27 protein-coding genes and 2 pseudogenes are annotated in these 26,238 nt (G+C 36.9%); 17 read left to right on the forward strand and 12 right to left on the reverse strand.

Annotated elements, in window-relative coordinates; translation table 11 throughout:
• Window position 1 precedes the first annotated feature (1 nt).
• A complete protein-coding gene (locus tag HT574_RS19030) occupies window positions 2-730 on the forward strand; it encodes a replication-relaxation family protein (RefSeq protein ID WP_175245767.1) in 729 nt (242 codons plus the stop codon).
• Window positions 731-826: 96 nt separating this feature from the next.
• On the opposite strand, the gene HT574_RS19035 is transcribed toward HT574_RS19030, so the two are convergent.
• Together HT574_RS19035 and HT574_RS19040 are read right to left on the reverse strand one after the other, a co-directional pair.
• Entirely contained in the window at window positions 827-1,210 is a 384-nt protein-coding gene (locus HT574_RS19035; protein WP_309138316.1) for a hypothetical protein, read from the reverse strand.
• A 15-nt stretch (window positions 1,211-1,225) separates the two neighbouring features.
• On the reverse strand, window positions 1,226-2,377 hold the full coding sequence (locus tag HT574_RS19040) for a ParM/StbA family protein (RefSeq protein ID WP_175245769.1): 1,152 nt from the start codon (window positions 2,375-2,377) through the stop codon (window positions 1,226-1,228).
• A gap of 510 nt (window positions 2,378-2,887) precedes the next feature.
• On the opposite strand from HT574_RS19040, the pseudogene HT574_RS19045 reads away from it, so the two are divergent.
• Window positions 2,888-3,451: pseudogene (locus HT574_RS19045) on the forward strand (cupin domain-containing protein).
• A gap of 112 nt (window positions 3,452-3,563) precedes the next feature.
• Here HT574_RS19045 and HT574_RS19050 read toward each other — a convergent pair.
• Window positions 3,564-4,619 (reverse strand): RNA-guided endonuclease TnpB family protein, encoded by a 1,056-nt coding sequence (locus HT574_RS19050; protein ID WP_175245770.1) that lies wholly within the window; start codon window positions 4,617-4,619, stop codon window positions 3,564-3,566.
• 4 nt (window positions 4,620-4,623) lie between these two features.
• Window positions 4,624-4,752: pseudogene (locus tag HT574_RS19055) on the reverse strand (transposase); the annotation flags it as partial.
• A gap of 256 nt (window positions 4,753-5,008) precedes the next feature.
• Between HT574_RS19055 and HT574_RS19060 the strand changes: the two are divergent.
• On the forward strand, window positions 5,009-5,554 hold the full coding sequence (locus HT574_RS19060) for a cupin domain-containing protein (protein ID WP_175245771.1): 546 nt from the start codon (window positions 5,009-5,011) through the stop codon (window positions 5,552-5,554).
• A 62-nt stretch (window positions 5,555-5,616) separates the two neighbouring features.
• Here the strand turns inward: HT574_RS19060 and HT574_RS19065 are convergent, their stop codons facing one another.
• Genes HT574_RS19065 through HT574_RS19075 form a run of 3 tightly spaced genes read right to left on the reverse strand, consistent with a single transcriptional unit; the run spans window position 5,617 to window position 6,762 of the window.
• Entirely contained in the window at window positions 5,617-6,264 is a 648-nt protein-coding gene (locus HT574_RS19065) for a V-type ATP synthase subunit I domain-containing protein (RefSeq protein ID WP_175245772.1), read from the reverse strand.
• 17 nt (window positions 6,265-6,281) lie between these two features.
• The gene (locus HT574_RS19070) at window positions 6,282-6,536 is read right to left on the reverse strand and encodes a hypothetical protein (protein ID WP_175245773.1); all 255 of its coding nucleotides are present in this window, start codon (window positions 6,534-6,536) and stop codon (window positions 6,282-6,284) included.
• The gene (locus HT574_RS19075; RefSeq protein ID WP_175245774.1) at window positions 6,511-6,762 is read right to left on the reverse strand and encodes a hypothetical protein; all 252 of its coding nucleotides are present in this window, start codon (window positions 6,760-6,762) and stop codon (window positions 6,511-6,513) included. Before HT574_RS19075 ends, HT574_RS19070 begins: the two co-directional genes overlap by 26 nt.
• Window positions 6,763-6,989: 227 nt before the next feature.
• On the opposite strand from HT574_RS19075, the gene mobQ reads away from it, so the two are divergent.
• Together mobQ and HT574_RS19085 are read left to right on the forward strand one after the other, a co-directional pair.
• Window positions 6,990-8,921 carry a MobQ family relaxase gene (mobQ, locus tag HT574_RS19080; protein WP_175245775.1) on the forward strand — a complete coding sequence of 644 codons (1,932 nt, stop codon included), beginning with the start codon at window positions 6,990-6,992 and terminating at the stop codon, window positions 8,919-8,921.
• 18 nt (window positions 8,922-8,939) lie between these two features.
• Entirely contained in the window at window positions 8,940-11,039 is a 2,100-nt protein-coding gene (locus HT574_RS19085; protein WP_175245776.1) for a VirD4-like conjugal transfer protein, CD1115 family, read from the forward strand.
• A 361-nt stretch (window positions 11,040-11,400) separates the two neighbouring features.
• On the opposite strand, the gene HT574_RS19090 is transcribed toward HT574_RS19085, so the two are convergent.
• Window positions 11,401-11,607: a hypothetical protein gene (locus tag HT574_RS19090; RefSeq protein ID WP_153018002.1), complete on the reverse strand. Its 207-nt coding sequence runs from the start codon at window positions 11,605-11,607 to the stop codon at window positions 11,401-11,403.
• 325 nt (window positions 11,608-11,932) lie between these two features.
• Window positions 11,933-12,280, reverse strand: a complete 348-nt coding sequence (locus HT574_RS19095; protein WP_175245777.1) for a YolD-like family protein — start codon at window positions 12,278-12,280, stop codon at window positions 11,933-11,935.
• A gap of 342 nt (window positions 12,281-12,622) precedes the next feature.
• Between HT574_RS19095 and HT574_RS19100 the strand changes: the two genes are divergently transcribed.
• The 8 genes from HT574_RS19100 to HT574_RS19135 all read left to right on the forward strand — a co-directional run bounded on the left by HT574_RS19100 (window position 12,623) and on the right by HT574_RS19135 (window position 18,782).
• On the forward strand, window positions 12,623-12,778 hold the full coding sequence (locus HT574_RS19100; RefSeq protein WP_175245778.1) for a hypothetical protein: 156 nt from the start codon (window positions 12,623-12,625) through the stop codon (window positions 12,776-12,778).
• Window positions 12,779-12,853: 75 nt separating this feature from the next.
• On the forward strand, window positions 12,854-13,492 hold the full coding sequence (locus HT574_RS19105) for a DUF6445 family protein (RefSeq protein ID WP_175245779.1): 639 nt from the start codon (window positions 12,854-12,856) through the stop codon (window positions 13,490-13,492).
• The gene (locus HT574_RS19110; RefSeq protein ID WP_175245780.1) at window positions 13,489-14,130 is read left to right on the forward strand and encodes a DUF6445 family protein; all 642 of its coding nucleotides are present in this window, start codon (window positions 13,489-13,491) and stop codon (window positions 14,128-14,130) included. The genes HT574_RS19105 and HT574_RS19110 overlap by 4 nt, the downstream gene beginning before the upstream one ends.
• Before the next feature lie 20 nt (window positions 14,131-14,150).
• Window positions 14,151-14,768, forward strand: coding sequence for a DUF6445 family protein (locus HT574_RS19115; RefSeq protein WP_217499617.1), 618 nt, complete (start codon window positions 14,151-14,153; stop codon window positions 14,766-14,768).
• A gap of 18 nt (window positions 14,769-14,786) precedes the next feature.
• Complete coding sequence (locus HT574_RS20285; RefSeq protein ID WP_175245781.1) at window positions 14,787-15,590, forward strand: CmcI family methyltransferase; 804 nt, start codon at window positions 14,787-14,789, stop codon at window positions 15,588-15,590.
• 1 nt (window position 15,591) lies between these two features.
• On the forward strand, window positions 15,592-16,320 hold the full coding sequence (locus HT574_RS19125; RefSeq protein ID WP_175245782.1) for a pentapeptide repeat-containing protein: 729 nt from the start codon (window positions 15,592-15,594) through the stop codon (window positions 16,318-16,320).
• Between the two features lie 12 nt (window positions 16,321-16,332).
• A complete protein-coding gene (locus HT574_RS19130) occupies window positions 16,333-17,517 on the forward strand; it encodes a spermine/spermidine synthase domain-containing protein (RefSeq protein WP_175245783.1) in 1,185 nt (394 codons plus the stop codon).
• Window positions 17,518-17,519: 2 nt separating this feature from the next.
• The gene (locus HT574_RS19135; protein WP_175245784.1) at window positions 17,520-18,782 is read left to right on the forward strand and encodes an MFS transporter; all 1,263 of its coding nucleotides are present in this window, start codon (window positions 17,520-17,522) and stop codon (window positions 18,780-18,782) included.
• Between the two features lie 186 nt (window positions 18,783-18,968).
• Here the strand turns inward: HT574_RS19135 and HT574_RS19140 are convergent, their stop codons facing one another.
• On the reverse strand, window positions 18,969-19,883 hold the full coding sequence (locus HT574_RS19140) for a tyrosine-type recombinase/integrase (RefSeq protein ID WP_175245785.1): 915 nt from the start codon (window positions 19,881-19,883) through the stop codon (window positions 18,969-18,971).
• Window positions 19,884-20,372: 489 nt separating this feature from the next.
• Between HT574_RS19140 and HT574_RS19145 the strand changes: the two genes are divergently transcribed.
• From HT574_RS19145 to HT574_RS19155, 3 genes are all read left to right on the forward strand, one after another.
• Window positions 20,373-21,545 carry a DUF262 domain-containing protein gene (locus tag HT574_RS19145; protein WP_175245786.1) on the forward strand — a complete coding sequence of 391 codons (1,173 nt, stop codon included), beginning with the start codon at window positions 20,373-20,375 and terminating at the stop codon, window positions 21,543-21,545.
• Between the two features lie 180 nt (window positions 21,546-21,725).
• Window positions 21,726-22,289: a site-specific integrase gene (locus HT574_RS19150; RefSeq protein ID WP_175245787.1), complete on the forward strand. Its 564-nt coding sequence runs from the start codon at window positions 21,726-21,728 to the stop codon at window positions 22,287-22,289.
• 68 nt (window positions 22,290-22,357) lie between these two features.
• Window positions 22,358-23,164, forward strand: coding sequence for a DUF3800 domain-containing protein (locus HT574_RS19155; RefSeq protein ID WP_175245788.1), 807 nt, complete (start codon window positions 22,358-22,360; stop codon window positions 23,162-23,164).
• 729 nt (window positions 23,165-23,893) lie between these two features.
• On the opposite strand, the gene HT574_RS19160 is transcribed toward HT574_RS19155, so the two are convergent.
• Both HT574_RS19160 and HT574_RS19165 read right to left on the reverse strand, forming a co-directional pair.
• Entirely contained in the window at window positions 23,894-25,219 is a 1,326-nt protein-coding gene (locus HT574_RS19160; RefSeq protein WP_061578718.1) for an ArsB/NhaD family transporter, read from the reverse strand.
• Window positions 25,220-25,243: 24 nt separating this feature from the next.
• Window positions 25,244-25,675, reverse strand: a complete 432-nt coding sequence (locus HT574_RS19165) for a hypothetical protein (protein ID WP_061578719.1) — start codon at window positions 25,673-25,675, stop codon at window positions 25,244-25,246.
• Window positions 25,676-25,952: 277 nt separating this feature from the next.
• Here HT574_RS19165 and HT574_RS19170 point away from each other — a divergent pair, with 277 nt between their 5' ends.
• Window positions 25,953-26,147: a hypothetical protein gene (locus HT574_RS19170; protein WP_061578720.1), complete on the forward strand. Its 195-nt coding sequence runs from the start codon at window positions 25,953-25,955 to the stop codon at window positions 26,145-26,147.
• The last annotated feature ends 91 nt before the right edge of the window (window positions 26,148-26,238 follow it).

The raw sequence follows: 26,238 nt of genomic DNA on the forward strand, positions 1-26,238 counted from the left end.
AATGCGCCTATCACAACGCGACAAGGCGATTATCCGCGACATTAACCGATTTCGCGTCATGGACCGCGACTCTATTGCCAAGCTTCATTTTGGAGGACTTAAACGACCTATAAACAGCGCAAACTCTGTCCTCAAACGATTAGTGACCAACGGACATATTCGCCGATCAACGAAATTCGGGACGCCTTTTCTTTACTTAAGTAAGGAAACGTCATTACGCGAGGACTCCGCCAAAATCGGTCATTACCTCGCGATTTTGAACGTATATAAAGACATTCTGCGACATGGCACGGCCGACGTCTTTCAAGTCGAGCCGAAGTACGGAGGCAAAGGAACGGTTGAGCCTGACGTGTTTTGCATATTCCGCAAGCACGGCATGACTGGCCGGACTCCGTTTTTTATCGAGGTACAAAATACGTTCTATTCGCAAAAAGTCATAACGCAAAAGCTAAAGCGATACGAGGAACTTTATCAGAGTAGAATAATCGCGCAGGAACCGTGGCAGCCGTCCGATCGTCCGCCCGTTTTTCCGATCGTTCTAATCATATCGGAACATCGGTATGCGATAGACGGGAGTTATCCGTTTCGCGTGATACAGGCGCAATCGTTCACGCAATTTATGGAGTCGTTGAAGCCAGCGCAGCCGAAAGAAGAACAACAACTGAAACCAAGGACAGTGTCCCAACTGAAATATAGTGGAGGGATCAAGATTCATTTGGGCGTTAAATGAAGGAGCGTAGTTCTCGCTTCTTCTTTCATTTTGTTCGTCAGTTAAAGAATAATGAATCAGGCTGACCTGAAGGTCAAAACCTTAGAATCAGCCTGTTTAGAAGAGATTGTTTATATCCACGTTTTTATAGAGATCATTATCATCATCTTGGCCTTCTTTATCTTGGGCTTTTTTCGAATCGGGATTGTTTAAGGATTTCGCGGCTACTTTCTCTGTCTCTTCATTGTCTGCTTTCTCTGCTTCTTCATTTTGGTTTGATACTGTTCTGTTCTCTTTGGATGTACCGGAAGAAAACTCTTGATACAGTATTTTTTGTATGCCGTAATCCATGATGTCTTTGATTCCGAAACGATTAATCATGTGTAAAACAATGTTAGTAAGAGAGACTTGAATATTTTGTTGCTTGTCCAGCCATTCATTAATCAAGTCACTTTGAGGGGTGTCAGCCACCCTCCAAGTGACGATTTTTCGTTTTGCCACGATCACTCACCTCGATCAAGCGTGTTGCTTAAATAGAATTTTTTCGTTAATGACATGCAATCCGTTCACGTTCATGTCCACGGCATATTTTTCTGGAATCCAAAGGACTTCACAGTGTACGGTATTTGCAAAGTCCAATAGCTCCTCATATAGCTCTTCTTTGAACTGGATGCTACCTCCACCATACACGGCAATTACATCTACGTTTCCGGCGATGTCGCTGTATTTTTCTTGAATGTCTTCTAGAATACGTTGAGCCTGCGAATACCGTGCTTCTTGCATGAAGCGAACGGCTAAATCGTGAAGATGATGAGAAGGGTCTCTAAAAATGTCCATAAACTGCTGGCGATTTAGGTTCAAAAAGCCGCCAACTTCCTCTTTCAGCAATTGAGTAGCTTCTTCCGTGGCATGACCCACTCCTCGTTTTTCCCCTGAACAAACATCTGTCACAGGATTCATTCCAACAGTATAGACATATTCCGTTGTTCCATCGCCAATATCCACGTGGAGAATTCGTTTGTTAGCGAAATCTTTTGGCACAGCTTGTTTTTGATAGTGCTCGTTATAATTCTTCAGAATTTCATTCTCACTTTCCAATAAGGCATATAGAGCTGGAATGCCTTCTTGAGTGACTTTCACAGTCTGAAAATGGAGTGTGACAGTCACAGGAGTTTCTCCAACATATACAATCACCACATGATCGTTGTTAGTGAAACGTCCTCCAAGGTATCTGGCTTGATCGGCACTATATTCTGACGCAGGGATTGCTGTTGTCATTGAGACATCTACTGAAATTGATGGAGGAAGCTCTTGATTTTCTTGATATGCCAATTGAACCGATCGAGCAGCAAGCATCGATAGCGTCATTAGGACTGGAATATCGTGTTTTGATTTATTCCCTAATTTGATATTCATATTTTCTACTTTATCGGCCGTCATATTGGCGCGTTTTCCGATGAAGTATAGGCCACTTCGTTTAATAGCGTTACTTGTTACATGAACAATCAATTCATCCAACAAATTAGCAATGTTTTTTTCCACATTTGTTTCCGTCACATTTGGCTTGGATAACAGACGTTTGACCACCGATGGTTGTTTTATGAGCGTATCGTTCACGATCATTTTTGTTTCCGAATTTCCAATATCATTAGCCACCACTAATTTCATTTAAACTCCCCCTAATAATTCATTTTGCATTCAAATTGAATTTATAATTAATTCTTATCTACATTATAAAGCATTAATATTGTATAATCAATCAAAATGAATTTAAAAAATAAATATTTTTGAATGTATTTTAAATGCAAATTTAATTTATATAAGATTCACTATTATTTTTCATTCATATTTAATTTATTTTAAATTCATTATTCATTTATTGAGGGATATTATCATTCACTATTCATTCAAATTGAATTTTTTATTCATTCATTTATAAAATGGAGAGGCCTATCAGAATGAATGAAAATCAACAGAAAGAGGATCAGAGAGGTAAAAATAAAGGAGAACACATATTATTCATGTGTAATATGTGTTCTCCTTTTATTAAAGGATCATTTAATTGAGTAAAGTGCTTTGGGTTAACAACGATTTCTTAAATCAGTCCCCTTGAATCTAAGTAAATTCCCTAAACAAATGCATAGGATTATTTTGTAAATCTGCGAGGAGGCGAGAAAAATGTACTATGTTTCTTACCCATATCCATATCCATATCCTTATTATGTTAACGTGCCAATGTATAACTATGGAAGATAGCCTGTTTACTGGACTATTCCTAATGAGATAGAGTATGCTAAACAACTAGGTTTGGGAAGAGGTAAAATCAAGTTAAAAGATTATGGACCAGAACCGTTTGTAGTTAATATCAATGTGGCTGCAAAGCAAAACAATACGTATCGTACTGCTTTATGGACAGGAAAACATTTGCAAGTCACATTGATGAGTATCAATGTTGGAGAAGATATTGGTTTGGAAATTCACCCTAACGTTGATCAATTCTTACGTATTGAACAAGGTCAAGGAATTGTTCAAATGGGTAGAAGTAAAGATAATTTAAACTTTGAAAGAAAAGTCTATGATGACTCTGCCATTATGATACCTGCTGGAACATGGCACAATGTAATCAATACAGGTAATATCCCGCTAAAACTTTACTCGATATATGCACCTCCACAACATCCACATGGTACTGTACATTTGACACTCCACACGGCTAAAGACGTGGGATTCTTGAGTGGTTAACGCCCTCAGTCCATTTCTGTTTCGGGCAACCCTCAAGCTAAGGGCTGTGTCATCAGCCCGTCCCACCCGGTTAGTACGTACCCGGATGGGCGGCACACCTGTTACCAGTGTGCTAGGCTACTAACCCTGAAATGGCTTTGGCGATGTTGATCGCTCCATTCAGATCGGCGTGGATGGTGTATCCGCACTGTTTGCACTTAAAGCGAATACCGTTTCGGTTCGCCTTTTCGCGATGACCGCACCTGCAGGTTTGGCTGGTGTATTCAGGGTTGACGATCTCCACCCGAATGCCCGCCATCTCTGCTTTGTAGCGAATCATCTCTTTCAGCTGATAAAACGCCCAGGAATGCAGGTTCCTTCCGGCTTCTTTCTTTGACTTGGCCCGGTTTCGGATATCCGTCAAGTCTTCCATGCGGATGAGTCCAACACCGTTGGATACCGCAAAGTTGACAATTTGACGGCTGATCTTGTGATTGTGATCTTTCATCCACCGGGCTTCTTTGTCCTTGAGCTTGCGGATCGCATTGAGCTTCTTGGCTTTGCCCAGCTTCCGCCGTTTGGCAGCGTAGCGTCTGCGTATGTATGCACATTGATTGCCTTTAAAGAACAGGGATTTGGTTCCGATGCTTGCCACTGCCAAATAGCGGAGTCCGAGGTCAATGCCCATCACCTTTTCGCCCTGGCTGGCTTCCACATCAAACGTGATCGGCAAGGCAATGAACCATTTGCGCTTCTTCTTGTAGAGCTTTGCCGTTCCTTGTTTGGCCATTCCGCCGATGATCCGATCCAGCCATTGTTGCTGATATGACCGAGCCACAACCGGCACCCCGATGCGCTTCTCCAATGTAGGAAACGACACCGTGTAGAAGTCGCCATTTTTCTCGATTTTCAGGTTCTGATTGTTGAACGAACACCACATCTTTCTGAATGCCCGAGATTGTTGGTGTTTCTTCTGTGATTTCACATCCCGGATCGTTTGGTTAATGATTGCAGACGGGAACTTCTCGTCAGAAAACTCCTTGAAAACCTTGCTGGTCGCCTTGTTCACGTCGGGATGAAGCAAGAGCCAATTTGCAAATTTCGTGTTGATCTGTGTCATTCGTTCATACATGTCCTGTTTGAATTTGGTTGGTTTGTACAGTTCCAGCTTGAGTGTGATGGTGGGCATCCACTCACCCCCTTTTCTTTTGTTCTTCCACATAGCGCCGGATCGTTTCACTTGAAACGTTTCCAGCCGTACTAACAAAGAATGAGCGTGTCCACAAGCTTGGCAAATGAGACAAGTGATTGAATTCTTGCCTTTTTATTCATACTGCAACAACCAAAAACAAAAGATGTTGCTCTAAGCGCCCTCTTCAGAGGGCACCAAGCAACGTCGCCTTTCATCCCACGATTGAAACCGTGGGCTTTCAGGCGACTTTTTCTGTAAAATGGAGAGGTCTATCAGAACGAATGAAAATCAACAGAAAGAGGATCAGAGAAGTGAAAATAAAGGATCATTTTTCCCTAAACATAATGCATAGGATTATTTTTGAAATATACGAGGAGGCGGGAAAAATGTACTATGTTCCTTACCCATATCCATATCCTTATTATGTTAACGTGCCAATGTATAACTATGGAAGACAGCCTGTTTACTGGACTATTCCTAATGAGATAGAGTATGCTAAACAACTAGGTTTGGGAAGAGGTAAAATCAAGTTAAAAGATTATGGACCAGAACCGTTTGTAGTTAATATCAATGCGGCTGCAAAGCAAAACAATACGTATCGTACTGCTTTATGGACAGGAAAACATTTGCAAGTCACATTGATGAGTATCAATGTTGGAGAAGATATTGGTTTGGAAATTCACTCTAACGTTGATCAATTCTTACGTATTGAACAAGGTCAAGGAATTGTTCAAATGGGCAGAAGTAAAGATAATTTAAACTTTGAAAGAAAAGTCTATGATGACTCTGCCATTATGATACCTGCTGGAACATGGCACAATGTAATCAATACAGGTAATATCCCGCTAAAACTTTACTCGATATATGCGCCTCCACAACATCCACATGGTACTGTACACGTAACAAAAGCCGATGCTATGGCAGCTGAATAAAAGAGCCAAAAATAAATACCTAAAAAAAACGGCTTCTCAGATTGGTGTATAAAAGAAAAGGATCATCGGATTAACTCTAAATCCTTTTCTTTAGTTTTAGCTTTTTCTTGCGTTCGTTTTTCTTCTAACTCTTGTTTTAGTCTTGCTTCCAATTCGTTGAAGCGCTGAAGTTCTTCCTTGTATCGTTTAGGATTTTTTTCAATATACATGATGGCTCTTCTTAGTGTTTTTAACCGAGCGTTTTCGATTTTTTGATTCAGCCGTTGTTCTAGTTTCTCCATTCGCTGCAACTCTGTTTTATATCGCCGGGGATTTTCCTTCAGTTTTGTTTTTAGCATCATTAACTTATCTTTAGTTTCCACCAAACGCAAAACGGTTCGTTTTGGATCTTTTTTTAACGCAGTTAAAGCTCTTGCAATTTCCCTTCGTTCTGCTTTGCGAATGCTTACTTCTAATTTCGATTCTATGCGTTGGAGACGTTCCAACTCTTTTTTATTCTTTTTTGGATTTTGCATCAGTTTCTGTTTGAGATCGGCTAGGTTTTCTTTCGCTTTCAGTAGATTTTTGAGTGATTTTTCGTTTGAGTTGGTTTCTTCCAAGCTGCTTTTTCCAGGAGAGGTGGTATTCAACTTTTGCGCTCGTTTAGCCTTTGCCAAAATTTCTTCAAGTATCTCATACAAACTTTGGTTGATGTGATCTCGGGAGTCCATATTTAACCGTGGCCTCCTTATTCTTTTTTCTTAAATTTATCCGGCTTTTTTTCGTTGATGTAGTTAGCAAAAATCTTAAACAATTCTTCTCGTTCTGGGATTGTCAAGTGCTCCAATTCAAAGTATTTTTCCGCCAGTGCGCCGGTTTGTATTAACCGATGCGCTCTTTTTTTACGTTCGCGTTCTTTTGTTAATCTTAATACTTGTCGTTTCCTTTCTTCCAGCTGTTCAATTCGTTTTTGCAGATCACTGATCGGACGTTTCTTTTCCATTGGATTCCTCCGCGTTGCGTTCATCGTTGAAATATTTTTTTGCTTCTTCTTTGAATTCGTCGATCAACAATTTCGCCTGTTCAATATCTTCAATATCCCACGTTTCCATTAGATATTGACCGATTTCTTTTTGAGCTTGCTCGATGTATTTTCGCTGCTTTTCCTGCAATTTTTTGATTTGTTCCTCAATCTCTTGTGCTCTGGACAAAGGGTCTTTTCTTGCCATTTCATTCATCCTTTCTTCTTTGAATATTTCTTAAGAATATTTTACATGATGAGGAATTTTATGTCTATCCAAAATAAGAAAATTATGGTATAATGAAGTCGCGAATGAAATAAGTGCCCATTTATACCCCTTTCAGGGGTAAATGGGAACTCGCTTCGCTCGATAAAAAGTTTGTCTTCGACAAATGACCCGCAGGGGCTAAAAAAATTAAGAAAGGAGGAATGACGATGGCATACTTTCTATTCCGTACACAAATCATCAATAAAGCAGATCGTTCAGCCGTTGCTTGCGCTGCTTATCGAAGTGGAGAAGCATTGTATTCTGAACGAGATGGATTAACAAAAAAATATGGCCATCGCGACGTTCCTCCGGAAACTTATATTCTTGCGCCAAAACATGCTCCGGATTGGGTCTACAATCGCGAACGTTTATGGAACGAAGTGGAGAAAGTTGAAAAACAACATAACGCTCAATTAGCCAGAGAAATCATCGTCGCTCTTCCAACACAATTAACCAATGAAGAGCAAACACAATTGCTTTTGGATTTCTGTAAAGAGAATTTTGCAGATGAAGGAATGGTAGCAGACATCGCCATTCACCGTGATAAAAAACACAATCCACACGCTCACATCATGTTAACGATGCGTCCGTTTAATGAAGATGGAACATGGGGGAAGAAACGTAAAAAAGTGAACGGAAAATCCGTTCATTTAACAAACTGGAATGATAAAGAAACGCTGCTGAAATGGCGGAAAAACTTCGCCGATAAGATCAACGAAAAATTTAAAGAAAAAGGAATCGATGATCGCGTTTCTCATGAAAGCTATGAGAAACAAGGAATCGATAAAGTGCCTCAAATTCGTCTTTCTCGTGAGGCGTATCAATACGAACAACGAATGAAAAGAGAAGCTGAGAAACAAGGGAAACCATATGAACCGGTTACGTATTACGGTAAATTGAATCAAGAAATTCAACGCATCAACCAAGAACTAAAAGCGCTAAAACAAAAAGAAAAAGTTGTATCCATTTCTGATTATCGAGAAGAAAAATCGCTCAATGAAACGATCGAATCCATTCGCAAAAATGCTTCTCTAAACGATGTAGAAAAAGCATCGTTACTTTTGGTTGCCAAGCGAGCAAAATCGTATGTTGATTTTGCTGTAGCAAGACGTGTATATCATGATCTCGCTGAAGGCAATTGGAAGAAAAAAATCGACAGCCAGAAGCTGAAGCTGCGGGCGCTTAAGAATGTCATCAATAAGGCGTATCATGCGTATCAGCAAGAACCAAAACAAGTGATTCAGTACGGCTTCCATCCAGGAAAATTTAATGAGCAACTAAGAGAAAAAATCGCTCAACTTAAAGAGATGGAGAAATCCTTTGAAAACGAGTTAACCAAATACGAAGCTGTTCTGAAGAAAGCTGAATTAGCACTTGAAGTGCAAAAACGGTTAACAAAAGAAGAGTTCCGAGTCTTGTATCCTGATGCCACAGTTGATTTCCGGATTGAAGAAAAATATCACGCTGTCCAATACTTTAAAGACACAGGGAATGTGTTGCCGGAAAGTGACATTCCGGCTTATGCAGCGAAGAAAGAGCAAGAGACTCATCGGATGCCGACCTTCGCGGAGCAAACCCGAAACATGTATCAAAGTCTCTTCGTTTTGAATCGCACGATTCAGAAGCAATCGAAAGAGCGCATGGAGGCATTGAAGGCAAGAGACTTTGACAAGGCTTTTGAAGTAAGCCGGAAGATCGAGCAATGCATGTTAAGAAAAGAAAAGATGAGCAAGGAGCTTGAAGAAAATAAAGCCGTTTTGCAAGCCATTTTGAGCGAGCATTATGGCAGAGATGTATCGATCACGAACACGGCAGCCTTATTGCGGTTGCATGAGCTGGTGGAACGTGGAGAAAGCAGTAAAGACCTTGAAGCAGATTTACGCCATATCCACGTTAGCGAACAACAAAAACTCGAACGTATGCCAAAACCTGAAACAGAAGCGCAGATCATGGAGTATCAATACCGGCAACATGTGGCTGATGGCTTGTTAGAAGCGATAGAAGAAGCACAACGAGCGAATGATCGCAAGAAATATGAGAAAGACCCAACGAAGAAACGGCAACGCAGAAGATATCGTGGTCAAGAATTTGAACGCTAAGGGGGAGAGGAAATCACGATGAACTTTAAAAAAGATGCCTGGAAGCCGATATTCGCTAGTGTTGTGTTGACCGTTATAGCTGCCTATGTTCTGATGGGATTGTTTTATATGATCGGGAACGGAGGCGACTTAAAAGAAATTTTATTAAGACCGAAAGAGTTAATCACGTTTGTTTATGCAGAAGAAAACTTAAAAACAGTTTTCTCATTGGCTCCGTTTGTGATTTTAGCAGCGCTGCTATACACTTTTCGGTCATCCATTCTCATTCCGAAGTTGGAATATGCCAGCGATTTCGGTCTGCACGGGACTTCCCGGTGGGGAACGCCGGATGAAGTGATCGACGGCAAGATGTTCTCGAAAAACAACTCGTATACGAAAGACCCTGTTGACGCTTTTCAGATGGAAAAAGGGATTATCGTTGGCAAAGTGCCGAAAAAACGGGAACTTCTCATCATCCCCAAAAACACGACGATTGATAACCGAAATGTCTTGGTCATTGGTTCGTCGGGATCGGGGAAAGGTCAATCCTTTGTGTTCCCGAACATGATAAACCATACGGAAGAAACAATCATCGTTACAGACCCAAAAGGGGAAATATACGAAGCTACCCATCAGATCAAAAGGGACCAAGGATACAAAGTCTATCAGGTAGACTTTATCAATTTCGTCAATTGTGATCGATACAATCCATTAGACTACGTCGAAGATGATGAGGATGCTAGGGCAATTGCTAATACGATCGCTTCTAACTCGGTTGACGAAGGAAAACGCGATTTCTGGAGTGAATCAGCTGTCGCCTTTCTGTCAGCATTCATCCTGTACGTGAAGGAAAAATACAAAGACAAAGCCAATATGCGCCATGTCGTTGAAATGGTGGCAAGAGCAGGAAAAGACGAAGAATATTTGGATGAAATCATTAAAAACATGTCTCCAGACCATCCGGCTTATCATATGTTCACCCTTGCAAACATGAGCAGTGGGAACACTAGAGCCGGCATCATGGCGACCTTGGCGCAACAAATCTCCATTTTTTCGATGCAAAAGATCGCAAAAATGACCGCCAAAAGCGATTTCAAATTTCATGACTTGCAGAGAGAAAAATCCGTTTTGTACATCAAGATTCGCATGGATGAAAATCCTTTTGTGCAATTGACCGCCACGTTCTTTGAACAGCTAATCGCTGTTTTATATGACATCGCTGACAAAAACAATTCGAAGCTGCCGATTCCAACCATCTTCCTTTTGGACGAATTCGCCAACATCGGCACGATCAACAAATATCCTCGAGTATTGGCGACCTGTCGCGGACTTGGTATGGCCATGATGACGATCATCCAAGACATCGGACAGCTAGAGGACAAAAAACGATATGGCCCGGAAATGGCTCGTTCGATCATCAATAACCACGATACTCAGTTGTTTCTGCGAACGAAAGACACGAAAACAGCGAAATACTTTAGCGAACTCGCCGGAGAGACTACGGTGAAGCACAAACAGAAAAGCGCTTCCTATGGACGAAAAGACGGCACTAAAAGCATTTCAGAGCAATATGTGAAACGCCCATTGATTACGCCTGGGGAACTCATGAACATGGACAAAAACACTTGTTATTTATTTGTATCTGGCGCTTATCCCATGAAGTTAGAGAAATCCTGGCAGTTTGAAATTTATGGTGATTTATTGAGCAACTACGAAAAATACCGAAGCCGTTTAGGATATACTGCGCCGTTGTGGAATGGAGAATGGGTATGGGATGAGGAAGATTTCGTTACCCAAGACGTCCAAGAAGACGAGCAAGAGGACGTATCGCTTCTCAACGAAATGATTGATGAGATCGACGAAGAGGGTGAAGAGATCACCGAAGAGGAATTGAGGGTGTTGCTTGGTAACACCGTGGATGAAAACGAAGATGAAGAAAACGAATCTGAAGAAGGGGGAGAAGCAGAAGAACTGCAATCCATTTTGAATGAAATTGAAGAGGAATTAGACGAATTCGATGAAATGGAAGATGAGATCACCGAGGAGGATTTAATGGAGATCATTGAAGAATTCGGCGGTGACAGCGAAGGAGAGCAAGAAGAAAGCAATCAGAAAATCGCCGACGAGCTGCCAATCTAATTGAAGACGGAAAATTAGCATCACTGTTTCCATATATCACGGAAACAGTTTTTCTTTCCACTTGTCTATGTTAAATTTTTCCTAAAATTTTTTGTGCTTTTGTCTCTCATCATTCATTGAATCACATCATACATTAAAGAATGTGATGGATAGTTGTCAAAAATTCGTCCACAAATGATTAACGTTTTATGAAGATCAGTAGTCAACTTATGAAGATCGGGAGCATAAAATTTATGCTAATATTTATTTTAAAGAGAGAATAATAGAATAATAGATAAAAAAAAGAGCTACTCTGTTATCGAGTAGCCGAAAGTAAAAGGTTGAGTTTCACAGGTTTCAAAAGTTACAGAGCACAAAGGTATTACAGTTTCGCCAATGTGTACATCACAATAATTAGGCTAATCATAATACACCCTTTCAGTACTTTTGCTTGCGGCAGAGCAAAAGCATCCTTAATGGGTGTATCGGGATGCTGAACTAAGTGTGTAATTATCTCATACAAGGCACTTCCAGCTATCCCCATTATTAGCCCAGAAAGTAATGTAACGAGTGTAGTATCATTCATCATTTCTCCCTCCTTTCATTATTAATTTATATGAATAATTCTCGAAAAAATAAAAAATCGTAAAAAATATTGGTTATTTTTTCTTGATTTGCGAATATTTACCTATTTACGCCATGCCATATTGACTATAAATAAACGATATATAGTATGGTTTTTTTGATGAGAAACTACTATATATTGTTTTAATTGATTATTTAGAACATAGTTTTAAATAATATATTGCTATGTAAAAAAAATCGTATGAACAAAGAAGACACTGGTGATCGGAGAAAAGAAATTGTAGATTTAACGAACGAGCTGGTTGAGTATGAAAAGCAATAAGCCCCTTTCATGGTGAGGAAGGGGCTATTTTTATTTCCTTAATCGATGGAACATGGATATAATGGATTTTCCCACTGTCTTTTTCTTTGAATCGCAATGTTTGATTTAACTGATCATAGTAATGAACACGACCGATGACGCAACATAAACGATAATTATGTATGTATTGAATCGAGAGATAAGAAGCAAACTCCATCGCCTTGAAAATGATCCGATTCCATTCTTCATATTGTTGCTCGTCGTGACAGGAGGGCTGGATTCGCTCTTCTTTTTCGCGAAGTTCCTTTAGCATTTTGCGGTGTTCCGGCATTAAAAAGGGCGAGTATTTGATGATTCCTCGATCGCGATGGTTCATGCCTTATGCCCTCCTATATAGCCGTTGCGGGTGCGAGCGACGCTTCCAGGCGTGTAGCTGACAGCGCGCAATAGCGCGTTGGGACCGAATCTGTTGCGGATCATGTCCATCGCTTGGGCAAGTGCTCGTTCTTTGGTTCTGTCTTCAAAAAGGGACAAAAGGTATTACCAAAACGATTGTTATTGGACGAGAAGCATTATTCTTCCGTGTGCTCTTATATATTAAAATCAAGCACATTTTATAGTCGATGGTTTTAAATATAAACAAAATTATGAATATTTGACTTTTTTAAATAAATATATTATAATGCCCTTGAATTATATATGGAAAGGAGTGGTTTAAATGGATAATATTAAAAAAATCGGAACATTAGAGGAGTTTGATCACGAAACATATGCAAGAACTTCTGATAACAATATGCCTACTCCTACATCTTACAAACCTCTTTCAGATGAAGAAGAACAAGAATTAAACGAAATTCTTGCATTAAAGAATTAATTCTATTAAGAAAGGAATGCGATTGCATTTACGTGCAACGCATTCCTTAAACTCATACCAAGGGGTTGGTTGCAAATGGAAAAAGATTTTATTGTAATAGATGATTTCTATGAAAATCCTGATAAAGTAAGAAACTTTGCAATAAATGTTAAAGATTGGATTGATATAGATATTAATGGGAAAAAGAAATATAGTGTAGAAACAGTTAAGTGTTACTATAACCAAGATATAATACAGAAATTTGAAGAGATATTAGGCTTTAAAATCGAAGTAAATCCTAAAAAAATGGGTTTTGGAGTATTTGCATACTACCCAGGGGAATCTAATGTACAATTAACTACACACTATGACGATTGTGAATGGTCTGGAATTATATATCTTGTTCCTGATGAATTTTGTGAGGGTGGATTATCATTATATAGACATAAAAAAACAAAGTTACTTGGACCTCCTGATGATAAACAGTTAAAGCAACTTGGATTTTCATCATTTGAAGAATGGAAAGAAATTTATCATCGAGATAAACTTAATCCAAATGCTTGGGAAGAAACGTTACATATATCTATGAAATATAACAGGCTCATTCTACTGAGATCCGGTAAATTGTTTCATAGGGCAACTTCAGGATTTGGAAATAACCCAAAAAACGCTAGGTTAACACAAAGGTTCTTTTTTAACAAGAAAGAGGGAAAGAAAGAGGGAGTTTCTATATGATAAACCAAATCATTATTGTAGAAAATTTTTATAGTAATCCTGATGCAGTTCGTGCTCTAGCTATCCAATCTAACTACAAATCCGCTGCTAAATTAAATTATCCGGGATATGAAAGCCAAAAAAAGTTTAATTCTACCCATATCAAGAAAGCATTCGAAAAATTAATAGGTAAAGAGATTGAAGATGATGAGGGGCGATATCTTTTTGGGGGATTCAGATTAATTACTGAAGAAACAGGAGCAATACTAAAAGTCCATGCTGACACAATAATTGATTGGGCTGGTCTAGTTTTTTTAACACCAAATGCTCCCTTAGATGCTGGACTAGGAATTTTTAAACATAAAGAAACAGGTTTAATTTCTCCACCTAGTGATGAGGAAGCTAGAGAGTTAGGATTTGAAGACGCAAATGAATTTGAAAAAAAAGTGGTTCGACGTGACATGGCTGATTTTTCAAAATGGGAACTAGTTTCTTATGTAGGTCCTGTTTACAATAGACTTGTTTTATTTAGAGGAAGTCAATTATATCATGCACCACTAAAAGGTTTTGGGACTGATCCAAGCAATTGTAGAATTACTCATAATTTCTTTTTTAGGGAAAAAGTTAAAACTGAGAACGAAAATATTTTATACACTTAAGATTATCAAGGTGAGAAAAAATGATTATCTCAAATGATGATTTAATTATAATTGATGATTTTTATTTAGAACCAGATAAGGTTAGAAATTTAGCACTTTCCACTGAATATCAAAGATTTGGGGATAAAGCAAACTTTCCAGGTGCTGAGAGTGTTAGACCTTTTTTTACATCAAATCATATAAAGCGATTTGAAGAAATTATAGGTAGTAATATTAAAATAAACCCCGAAAGATTGGTTTTTGGAAAATTTAGATATTGTTTAGAAAATGATAAAGCTCCTACTAAAATCCATTTTGATAAAGTAAGTTGGGCTGCAATAGTATACCTGAGTTTGAATGAACATTGTAAAGGAGGCTTAGGTATTTATAAACATAAAAAAACAGGTTTAGAGAAAGTTCCGTCTACTGAAGAACAATTAAAAAGACTAGGTTGTAAAAATATAATTGAATTTGATCAAAAATATGTTTATCCATGTTCAAAGCAAGAAGAGTATTGGGAACTTATTGAGGAAATCCCTATCAAATATAATCGACTTATCCTCTTCAAAGGTTCGAAATACTTTCATGGCATTACACAACAATTTGGTGATTCAATTTATAATTCACGATTAAGTCAGGTTTTCTTTTTCAACACTTAAAATCGGAGTGAAATGTCGGTGATCAGTGTAGCTAAAGTCAAAGAATTTCTTAAAAACATAGAAGAAAAGGTATCAAATAAACAGCAAAATATACCTACAATCTTGGATAATTATTTTCTTCAGCAAGGGCAAGCGTATATAAATCAAGAAGATATAGATTCCAAATTGTTGGAATCATTGATCTTTTCTCAAACATTTAATTTAAGAAGACTAGTTCCTGTCTATGAGAGGGTAAAGAAAGTAAAAAGTACAGAGTTGAATACGATAGCAAAATTATATAGTCAAGGAAAAAAAGAACCTTTTCAATGGAAAGGAAAACCTTTATTTAAGAGCATTTATGATATGGCTGTATATCAACTACTAATTTACGACTTGAACCCCGGTACAATAATTGAAATTGGCGCAACAGAATCTAGTTTAAATTGGTTTTATGATATGACTAGATTGCTAAGTCCTAAAACACAGGTTTATGGATTTAATATTAAAAATGTAAATAGTTCAAACTGCAAGTTTATTCAAGGAGATGCTAGGTATATTGAGTATTACTTTACAGAAAAAGTTTTAGGAAAGTTAGAACACCCTTTACTTATTATTGAGGACTGTCATGTTAATACAGAGGGTATTCTTACATATTTTTCTCATTATATGAAGTACGGCGATTATATAATCATTGAAGATAGCCTCCCAAAACAAAGTATTTTGGAAAGTTGGTCATCTAATATCTCTGAATTCTACACTGATACTTACTTTACAGATTATTTTGGAATTAATACTGTTTCTGCTATTAATTCTATTATTATAAAATCGAAAGGAGTCTTTTGATTTGAAAGAGATATTATCTGTAATTCAAGAAACTTTCTTAAAAGAAGAAAATGATTGTCAGTACCTATTATATATAACAAAAATATCTCCAGAGCTCAAAATATTTAATTCATTTTATTTGCCTGAAATCTTAAAATCAAAAGATAAAGTATTATCGTTGAATCCGACAGAACATATATTATCAAAGAATGTGAAGTCACTTGGAATGATTGACAATAAAATTGTCGCTCTTTTCAAGGGAGATAAAAATGACCTTATTTGGGAAGATAATGAAAAAGCAAAGTTAAAAAAAGTTCAATTCCTAGGTTATTTCAATATTGAAAATTTTATAAAAAATAATTGTATGAATGTTAACCTAGAAGGCCTAAATATGCCAGGTGCTAATTTAGAATCTGCAAATTTGTCTGGTGCTTTATTAAAAAACGCTAATTTATCAAGGAGTAATTTGGCTAATGCAAACCTTTCCAATATTGATTTTACAGATGCTAACCTACAAGGATGTGATTTAGCCAGAGCTAACCTACACTCCTCAATACTAACTAGAGTTGATTTAAGAAGGGCTAACTTAAGAGATGCAGATCTTAGAGGATGTAAATTTAAAAAAACTGCACTAAGAGGAGCAGAACTATGGGCTGCATATATGTGGGAAGTAGATTTAAGTGACTCTTTTATGGATGGTGTAGACATATCTAGAGCAGATACGAGAGGTTCCCAGCTTACTAACAGTTAGAGGTGATTATAAATGGTAGTCAATACCCTTTATAGTATAAGTGATATTCTTATTAATAATGTTGATACATTGATGGAAGGTAAAAGCATATTTACCGGTACTCAGTTAGACGATTTTGCATTAGCAAATCTTAAAATTAATAAAAAGATTCTTTTACTAGGTTCCGGCTTAGGTGGTGCTATACGTACATTTTTAATAAAATCACCTGATTCGCATATATATATAGTTGATAATGATTTGCATAATTTATCTATTTGTGAAAATATTTTTAAAAAATACTTCCCACAAATAAATAATTTGCATTTTATACTAAACGATGCAAAAGATATCTGTAATTATCTTCAGAAAGAAAAATTTGATGTTGTGGCAGTTGATTTATATACAGCTGAAGGTTATCCTGACTTTACACTAAAATCAACTTTTTGGAAAGACATAAAATCTTTGTTGAGAATTGATGGCATGCTCATAGTTAATTCATTTGGATTGCCGTTTCATTTACATCCTTTAGAAGGAGAATCTCCACAAAAGAAAGTCGTAGCTGATATTCTTAAACATTTTAATTTTGTTTCATATTTACCCCATAGAAGGAATCTGACAGTAATAGCAACAGATATTGATTTTAATCCTTCATTCACAACTCCTAATGTTAAACTTTCAAATCAAGATCTTAGTCTATATAACATGTTACATATTAGATGGAAATATCGATATAAAATTAAAAATAGGAATGGGATTGACTCTAACTATACAAGTAACGGTTCAAAGGAATCCTTAAATAACGAAATGGAAAGAAGATGGGATAATTTACTCTCAGTACTAAATAAATACAATGAAAGTAACTTTAATATAACTTCTGAAAATTTAAGTCAACTTCTTTTTGAAAAAAATCATATAGGGCAAAATATAACCATGGAATTGGCTAAAAGGAACAAAGCAGAGGCTTCTTTTATTCCCATAGCATTAGGAAGTCTGACATTCAAATATCCCAATCACTTTAATTGGTATTTTGAATGGATTTTGGATAAATATGAAGAAATGTTCTATTACGATAGTGCTTGGACAGTTAATACAGTTTTCTGGCAAGCATTTTCTATGATTATAAATCCATTTTCTAGTGGATATGGTAAATATTTAACTCCATTAGTAGAATCCTTAAATAAATTAGTTAATTTTACTGTTCAAAAAGCGAGTGAATAAAATTGTCGAAAAGATTAGGACGCAATTTCTATCATTTACTTATAGCTGTATCTTTTTCCACCTTTGGTGATGGGCTGACGTTACTGGCTATGCCTTGGTTAGCATCTACGATTACATCTAATACATTTTCTGTTTCGTTGGTTTCTGCCTCGATGACTTTACCTTGGTTGTTATTCAGTTTATACATAGGAGCCCTCATTGATTATTATCCAAAAAAGAAATTAATGATTTTAGCAGCCATTATTAGAATAATAGTGTTAATTGTACTAAATGTAAGTATTTTATTCAAAATAATAAGCATCCCTCTGTTAATTCTCGCAGCATTTCTCATCGGAATAACAAAAGTAGTATTTGACAGTACAGCTCAAACATTAGTTCCCTCTATAGTTTCAAAAGATATTTTAGAGAAAGCCAACGGTTATATAATGACTTCAAGACTAACTATGAGTGATGTGGTAGGACGGTCCATAGGCGGAATCCTGATTAGTTTTGGAATATTTATCCCATTTGCTCTCGATATCATTTCACTCCTGGCCACTATTCCTTTTTTATTTTTATTAAAGACAACAGCTAGTTTGAAAAATCATGCTTTAAATAAAAAGAATAAGTTAGATATTCTTGAAGGAGTAAAATTTGTTTGGAGAAACCAATTATTGTTGACTTTAGCCTTAATGGGGATTGGAATTACTCTCATGTTCACCTCTACGTTGGCCATACAAGTTTTTTATGTGAAAGAGATATTAAAGCTAGACTCCTCTGGCTTTGGACTGTTAATAGCCGTTGGCACTATTGGAAGCATTATTGGTAGCCAAAGTATATCGTTATTGAAAAATAAATTCGGTTTTAATGCCACCATTTTAACGTCGCTATTAATGATGGGATTTACACTTGGAAGTGTTGGATTAACAAGCAATCCGTTTATTGTTGGAATTCTTTATTTTATTGCCAGCTTTTTTATTGTAACTTTCAATATTTGTAACTTATCATTGCGTCAGAGAATAATCCCTGATAATAAATTAGGCAGGGTAGGTGGAGTCTTTCAATTACTATCTTGGGGAATGAGTCCATTAGGCATGTTGCTTGGAGGAGGAATTGTAAATCTGGCGGAAAAATATGTGAGTAGAGATATTGCTTTAAGAATTCCTAACATCTCCTTAGGAATTGTTTATTCTGTGTTATTTGTAGTCTTATTCATCGCTTTAAAGAAATTTAACAAAGAACTTTCAATGAATAATCTCAGAAACAAGCAAGCTGAGCCGAATTAAAATGAAAGTCCGCCTTGGCCACCGTCGTTCTGTTATGAAACACATCTCCTACAAGGAATGGAGGAAGCACTGGTTAAATGGGATAAGAAAACACCAAAGGCCATGGCAATCTTCGAAGAATGATTTCCATGGCCGTACTGGACTATCCGAATCGTTATCGGTGACGCCTACTCACAAAAAACTTTGTTAAAATTTCGGCAACGCCTCTACAGCATCCGCCAAATCACTATAGCTGTCTTTTAAGTATCGGGACGTTGTGGCGATATTGCTGTGGCCGGCGAGCCTCCGCACTTTCTCAATATCGTTGTTCGTCGCCTTTAACATCCACTTACAAAACGTATGCCGGAACATGTGGGGCGTGAGCTTTTTGTTCGGTAGGCTGTAGTTTTCAATCATTCGCTGAATACCTCGCACCGAAAACTTTGGTGAGCGCTGGCTGTAAAAGACGTATGGCGATTCGGCCACATGCGGTTTCTTTTTCGCCATTTCCGCGCGAAATTTCAGCCAATCCTCGAGTTCGGCCAACAAGATATTCGAGATCGGCACCGTTCGTACCTTCATCCCTTTTCCCACGATTCGAATTCGTTTCATTTCTAAATCTAAGTCCGTTAATTTGAGATTCGATAGCTCTTCGACCCGCAATCCTGCATAGGTAAGCAGATATACAACAGCCCGATCACGGCGATATTTCTCCTCGGGATCCACTCCTCTGCTGCGAACCGGTTTTTTCCGCATCCGATGCAACAAGTCCTCAAATTCTTCTTCCGTGAGCCACATAATCTTTTCGTTCTCTTCATCGGCCGATTTTAAATCCTGGATGTCTTTCATTGGGTTCTGTTCAAGCTTATGATGTTCGACCGCCCACGAATAAAAGCTTCGCAGGGAATTGAGCCGGCGGTTTATGGTAGAGATAGCCAACGGTTTCCCTTCGGTCGGATTCAACATTTGCTGAATCCATTTGCGAATGTCGGCCGATGTAACGTAATCACCCGGGCCGATATGTAAATCTTGGAAAAAGATATTCAAGTCATTGGTATAAGAGATGATGGTGTTCGGGGAAGCACCTTTTTCCTGAAGGTAGGTAACATACTCGTTTAGCATCTTTTCCACCCTTTCACTTATACGACGAGTTTAAATAGATTCAAAGAGCAAATAATTGATTGAAAAAATAATATTATATGACGAGTATATCATAAAAAAGACGAGATTGTTAGACATATAACGTAAATTATACGTCTAGTTAAATTGGTCTAATGTCACATAATGGATATTATATTTCATTCAGAATCCATCGATGAAATAGTCCTCACCCCTTATACAACATAATTAAAAAGAATGACAATATGTCTATATGAAGATTGCTAACGGTCTTATTCATAAGAATTGTTATGAATTGTATTATGATTCACCCCACAATTTTTTGATATTTTTATTACGCAGCTTAAAATAGCTGCTATATATTTTTAGAGCGAAATATTGATTTTTTTAAAAAAATAAAGAAGCTGCTTAAAATAATTGACTTTATCATTGATGATAACTATAATTTTTTAAAGAAGCTGCTTATTATTTTACGGATGGGAGAGTTAGGAAATGGCTATTAGGATTAACCGATCATTACAAAAAAATGCATTTCGTGATCCTACTAAAGAAACTGTTCAGAAATCTATTAGTCAATTATGTAATGAGGTAGATATAGGGCAAATTATTATGCCTATTTTTCAACGAGATTTAGCATGGACAACAGCCAAAAAAGTAGAACTATATAATTTCCAATTAAATGGCTTTGCACCAGTATCTCCAATTTCTATTAATAAAATTGGACCAAGAAGTTTAGATATGCCACATGTTAGTATGATAGATAGACTCGAAGTAGAAAATCCTGAAGGAAAACTAAGTGTGATAGATGGACAACAAAGAATTTCGACTAACTATCAAGCGTACACGAACGATGAATCAATTAGAGACATTGTATTAGATATAACTAAAGGCTACTTTTTAGATTTAAAAGGAAAGGATATCAAAAAAAATCAAATACCGGTAGGTATCCTATATAATAAAAACCCTAGGGTTTTTACAGATTACATTAAAGCCAATCCTTTACTAGCTGAATTCGAAGTGTCTTCTTTACTAGGACAAATACGTACAAAATTTTTTAATTATTTTTACACTATAAACATCGCACAAGATTTGAGTGGTGAAGAACAAATTCAATGGTTTGATGTCCTAAACCTAGCTGGCAGTCGAGTACCTGAAATTCAAATGAAACTTACCCGTTTACAAATAAAAGGATTGGACTTTTATAAAGAATACTCAAATGTATTCCGAGAAAAACTAGAGCTTGCTGGATTTGATAATTTATTTGTACAAAAAAATACTGAAGTTTCCATTCCTTTAGCTACGCTAAATCCGGCTTTTGAAATAATTCTTGGTAAGAAACACACATCTAATTACAGTCCTATTCCGTCTGACACTAAAAAAGACTCAACTATTAGTGATATGGAGCCTGATAAATTAAGAAAATGTTTTGAAATGACACTAACAGCCTTAGATAGAACATTGGATTTTATTAACGAAAACAATTTACCCGCGCCTTCAAGAATTGATTACATCACATATCTTACTGGGTATTTTGTTTATAAAAAAGGCATGCATCTATCGGATTTAAGTAAACAAAAACTTATTGAATGGTATAATAAAGTTGATTTTGCAAATAAATCCAATAAGGAAAGACGACAAATCTTTAATGATTTATTAGATTTATAAAAATTGTAATTTTTAATGCAACATAATGGCTATTATGTTACATTCGCCAATATCCTGCAAAATAAGAAAAACCCCTTGAGTTTCAAGGGGTTTTTGATTTTTCTCGACTTCGGAAGGAGCTTCAATGTAACATATAGAATATGTTTGTTGTATTGAATCTAACGTTTTGGAGGTATTTTTATGGCAGAACGAGTAGGACAACAGGCTGTTGAACCGATTCGAGATCCAGAAAAAATTCGAGCGATGAAAGAGTATTTATTACATAGATCATATCGAGATTACTTTTTATTTACCTTTGGAATTAATTCCGGTCTTCGGATTAGCGATATCTTACCTTTACGTGTGATGGATGTAAAATATACCGAGCATTTGCGCGTCAAAGAAAAAAAGACCGGTAACGTCCGGAAAATTAAAATGACTGCAGCCTTAAAGCAGGAAATTGAGAAATACACGCGAGGAATGGCCGATTCCGATTATTTATTCCCGTCACGCAAAGGAAATCGTCCGATTAGCCGAGAAACGGCTTGGCGGATCATTAACGAGGCAGCCAAAGCGTGTGGCGTGGAAGGACCGATTGGCACCCATACGATGAGAAAAACCTTCGGATATCACTTTTATCAACAGACGAAGGATGTGGCAATGTTGCAACAAATATTTGGACATTCTGCACCTTCGATCACCTTAAGGTATATTGGCATTAATGATGATATGATAGATCACATACTTCAAAATTTTTCTTTGTAGAAAAAATGTAAAAGTTGTAAATTTATATTGTAAATTTTTATTTTTATAACAAACAAGGAGAGTTAAAAATGAAGTTTATGTACATGGATGAATGTTGTAAAAATCTTATAAGCAATCATAATCATACTGTATATATATATGGTGGCATGATTATAGATAAAAAGGATGTTCATGCTGCACTAAGTGATTTTAAGGGCATATATCAAAGAGCCAAAAATTATCTAAAAGAGAGGATGAAACAACACCTTAAAGGCAATCCAGATAAAGGTAAGATTATGAAGACAGTATTTGATAAATTTGAACTGCATGCTGCCCAAATTTTTAACCCAGATCACACAATAAGAAAGGGACAAATTAAACGTTACAATCCTTGGAAATATTCAGACCCTCGAGAAACATTTAATATTTTAAATACATTGATAGATAAACTAACTCCTTATATCTCAGAGATATTAATTTTTAAAATTGACAAGTCAAACATTCTGAATTATGGAAATAAGAAAGGAATTAATATAGATGACAATTATGTTGATGAAAAAATCATTGAGTTCATTATAGAGGAGTATGATACGTGGCTTAAAAAACTCAACAAAAAAGGGGCTCTTATCCCAGATAAGCTCGATTCAGGTTTAAGAGATAAGTTTGTCGAAAAGATTAATATGATCAATTCTGACTTTTTCTGGTCGGAACCTATAGTGGTTGAATCATATTCAAACGCTTTTACCCAATTAATAGATATTATAACTTATTGTTATTATTTGGTATACACAAACGCCTCCCATAAACAAAATTTTAAAGCGATACAACGACTTTATTATAAGAAAATCAAACCAAAAGTTGTCGAAAAAGATCTTTATAAAAAACTACCTAAATAGTTGACAGATAAGCTTAGATATAATATCATTATAGACGCTAACTAATTCTCGGTGTTTACGAACAGCCGACAATTAGTTCAGCTCTAATAGGAATGGTCGGTTGCGACGTTCCTACACGTATCAAATCTGCTTAACATGCATATAATAATAATAACAAGCGATCGGTTGCGATGCTTGTGTAGGAGGGCAATTCATGGTTTTTAAAGACCATCAATTGCCCTCCACTTATTTTTATAGGAGCTGTGAAGGTAAAAGTCCCTCTTTATTAAGAGGGACTTTTTGCGTTTTATTATTAATTTTTTTAGTTATCCTTAGAATTAAACGGCGTATGTCACTGAATGAACTTCCTATAATCTTGATTATGTTGCATTCCAAACTTCTCCAGAAATCATCCTCCTTGAAACATCAAGGGGGCGATTATATCATAAAAGCGCCATTTTAAATTGCGTATAATGTATATTATGCGATTAGTTAAATTGATCTGATGTGACATAATGGCTATTATGTTGTATTAATGTTTGAACCAAGGCTCCAAATAATACACTAGGAAAATGAAAAAAGGTAAGTATACATATTAAACAAGTTAGTATGCACTTACCTTTTTTTGATCATTTACTTTTTAAAGTTTTACCCTTATTTTTGCAGAGATCGTTAACTTTTGTCCGACAGATATATACAAAAGAAAAAAGGGGCGATTTTGCAAAGAGAAATCGCTCCTTTTCCCATCCTCTACAAATAACGGACGAATAAATAAACATGAGATAACAAAAGTGCGATAAACGTTAACGGTGCACCAACTTTTAAGAAATCCATATAGCTGAAGCCGTGACCTTCGCGAGAAGCGATGCCGGCAACAATCACGTTTGCAGATGCGCCGATTAACGATCCGTTTCCGCCCAAACAAGCGCCTAACGATAACGCCCACCACAGCACTTCAATTTGCGGGGAATCTGGTGATAATCCCATTCCGACCGCCATATCTTTAATCAGCGGGATCATGGTAGCAACAAACGGAATGTTATCGATCGTGGCGGAAGCGATTCCGGATATCCAAAGAATAAAGTACGCCGCGGTGGAAATGTCGCCTCCGGTTACTTCGAGAGCCTTTTCAGCAAGGCTTTTAATCAATCCAATGTCCACAAGCCCGCCGACTAATGTAAAGAGGCCAGCAAAGAAGAAAATCGTTACCCACTCTACCGACATAAATACGTCTTCGATTTCATGTTCTTTTACGCCGATAAGCATCAATATAATTGCTCCTGTCATGGCGATGACAGCGGCATCAACATGAATGATGGAATGTAGAATAAATCCTAAAATGGTTAACGATAATATAGACACAGATTTCTTTAATAATGTTGCATCTTTAATGTAATCAATTTCGTTAATGTTCATTAATTGGTGAATGAGCTTCTCGTCAGACTTTAGCTGCTGGCGATAGATAAAAGCGAGAATAATGACAGTAACGATCATAATGATGACGACAACTGGTGCTAAATTCACTAAAAATTCATTGAAATCAAGATGCTTATTGGCTGAACCAATCATAATATTTGGTGGGTCGCCAATTAATGTCGCCGTTCCCCCGATATTGGAAAACAGTACTTCTGATATTAAGTAAGGAACGGGATTGACGTTTAACATACGTGTAATTGAAAATGTGACCGGCACGATTAATAATACGGTCGTCACATTATCAAGGAACGCGGATAATACAGCGGTCAGCAACGACAACATGATTAAAATGCGCAGCGGGCGTCCTTTGGCGAGCTTAGCTGTTTTAATCGCAACATATTGGAAAAATCCTGATTTGCTTGTAATGCCGACAAGAATCATCATTCCGATCAGAAGGGTGATCGTCCCCCACTCGATATGGTGTGTAAACGCTTTATGTACATCGACAATGCCTAATATAATCATGAGTGCGGCACCAATTAGGGCGATGACAGCACGGTTGATTTTTTCCGAAATAATTATCGCATACGTCACGAGAAAAATGGCGATCGCGGCATAGTATTGCATATTTGATATTTCATTGGATGCGGCTTCGTGCATGACAAGTTACTCCTTTCTTGCGCGTTAGCGCGATCCATCAATGGAATTTCCGCATGATGGACACATCCAAGACGGACGTTTCACATCATGACGCAAATAAAAAGAAAACGAACAATGCGGACATATGATTTCTGTTACGCGGTCGATAAATAACGGCTGCAACGGATTAGCAGGTATGGATGTATCGACAATTTCTACATGCATATGTACGCGAGAATCGTCTTCAGCAAGGACAAGCCCTGTCGCTTCCTCTTCCGTCCGCCATCCTTGGCCGATGAGGTGCTGCTGTAGCTGGCTATGGGAAGTTTGGGATAGCATTTCTTCGGCTAATTGCATGTATTGCTCATCGGTTAAGGAAGAGAACGGAACGTTCACTTTCTTCCTTTCCCAATAGGCTTTCAGTTGTTCCTCTGTAAAAATAAACGTGACGACTTTATGAATGACGACATTTTTCACCAAATATCCCTCCTTTCACAAGCGACGTATGAAATAACGTATGAAATTATTATATTCATTTTTTCTGTATACTCAAACAAGATTGCAGGGAAAAGATTATTTTTCCTTTGTAATAAATCCGTACTGTTTAAAAGGGAGAAATGAACTTCCTATTTCAGATTTTCGAAATGATCATACCCTTTGGTATAATATAAACATAATTCCCAAGATTCAGTTAATAAATTTCAGACAACAACTTATAAAACAGTTTACAATTATTTATAGGTGAGGAAATAACGTGAAAAATAACATTATCATCAAAAAAGTTGTTTTACCTGCTTTTCTGACAGCCCTAGGTTTTTTAGCAGTAGACTATTTTATCGGAGGTTTTGAAGAAAAAAATATAATCCTCCACTTCATTATTTGCCTAGTTGTGACGCACCTTATGATGTATGGCATCGTAAGGAAGAATTATATTAAAAATAAAAAATAAAATAGTGACATTTAGTCATTTTTGGTGATCTTCATGACAGTGCAATAGTTGGAACATCAATAAATATAGAGAATTGTCAAGCGGTATTAAG

Origin of the sequence: Parageobacillus sp. VR-IP, from assembly GCF_013357975.1 — a bacterium.
GTDB classification, from domain to species: domain Bacteria; phylum Bacillota; class Bacilli; order Bacillales; family Anoxybacillaceae; genus Saccharococcus; species Saccharococcus caldoxylosilyticus.

Excerpts from the sequence above, each read along its gene's own strand:
- HT574_RS19040 (WP_175245769.1), bottom strand. The coding sequence starts at position 2,377 with ATGAAATTAGTGGTGGCTAATGATATTGGAAATTCGGAAACAAAAATG.
- HT574_RS19160 (WP_061578718.1), bottom strand. The coding sequence starts at position 25,219 with ATGCACGAAGCCGCATCCAATGAAATATCAAATATGCAATACTATGCC.
- HT574_RS19115 (WP_217499617.1), top strand. The coding sequence starts at position 14,151 with ATGATTATCTCAAATGATGATTTAATTATAATTGATGATTTTTATTTA.
- HT574_RS19050 (WP_175245770.1), bottom strand. The coding sequence starts at position 4,619 with ATGCCCACCATCACACTCAAGCTGGAACTGTACAAACCAACCAAATTC.
- HT574_RS19030 (WP_175245767.1), top strand. The coding sequence starts at position 2 with ATGCGCCTATCACAACGCGACAAGGCGATTATCCGCGACATTAACCGA.
- HT574_RS19105 (WP_175245779.1), top strand. The coding sequence starts at position 12,854 with ATGGAAAAAGATTTTATTGTAATAGATGATTTCTATGAAAATCCTGAT.
- HT574_RS19130 (WP_175245783.1), top strand. The coding sequence starts at position 16,333 with ATGGTAGTCAATACCCTTTATAGTATAAGTGATATTCTTATTAATAAT.
- HT574_RS19100 (WP_175245778.1), top strand. The coding sequence starts at position 12,623 with ATGGATAATATTAAAAAAATCGGAACATTAGAGGAGTTTGATCACGAA.
- HT574_RS19140 (WP_175245785.1), bottom strand. The coding sequence starts at position 19,883 with ATGCTAAACGAGTATGTTACCTACCTTCAGGAAAAAGGTGCTTCCCCG.
- mobQ (WP_175245775.1), top strand. The coding sequence starts at position 6,990 with ATGGCATACTTTCTATTCCGTACACAAATCATCAATAAAGCAGATCGT.
- HT574_RS19150 (WP_175245787.1), top strand. The coding sequence starts at position 21,726 with ATGGCAGAACGAGTAGGACAACAGGCTGTTGAACCGATTCGAGATCCA.
- HT574_RS19110 (WP_175245780.1), top strand. The coding sequence starts at position 13,489 with ATGATAAACCAAATCATTATTGTAGAAAATTTTTATAGTAATCCTGAT.
- HT574_RS19060 (WP_175245771.1), top strand. The coding sequence starts at position 5,009 with ATGTACTATGTTCCTTACCCATATCCATATCCTTATTATGTTAACGTG.
- HT574_RS19095 (WP_175245777.1), bottom strand. The coding sequence starts at position 12,280 with ATGAACCATCGCGATCGAGGAATCATCAAATACTCGCCCTTTTTAATG.
- HT574_RS19070 (WP_175245773.1), bottom strand. The coding sequence starts at position 6,536 with ATGGAAAAGAAACGTCCGATCAGTGATCTGCAAAAACGAATTGAACAG.
- HT574_RS19090 (WP_153018002.1), bottom strand. The coding sequence starts at position 11,607 with ATGATGAATGATACTACACTCGTTACATTACTTTCTGGGCTAATAATG.
- HT574_RS19075 (WP_175245774.1), bottom strand. The coding sequence starts at position 6,762 with ATGGCAAGAAAAGACCCTTTGTCCAGAGCACAAGAGATTGAGGAACAA.
- HT574_RS19065 (WP_175245772.1), bottom strand. The coding sequence starts at position 6,264 with ATGGACTCCCGAGATCACATCAACCAAAGTTTGTATGAGATACTTGAA.
- HT574_RS19085 (WP_175245776.1), top strand. The coding sequence starts at position 8,940 with ATGAACTTTAAAAAAGATGCCTGGAAGCCGATATTCGCTAGTGTTGTG.
- HT574_RS19155 (WP_175245788.1), top strand. The coding sequence starts at position 22,358 with ATGAAGTTTATGTACATGGATGAATGTTGTAAAAATCTTATAAGCAAT.
- HT574_RS19145 (WP_175245786.1), top strand. The coding sequence starts at position 20,373 with ATGGCTATTAGGATTAACCGATCATTACAAAAAAATGCATTTCGTGAT.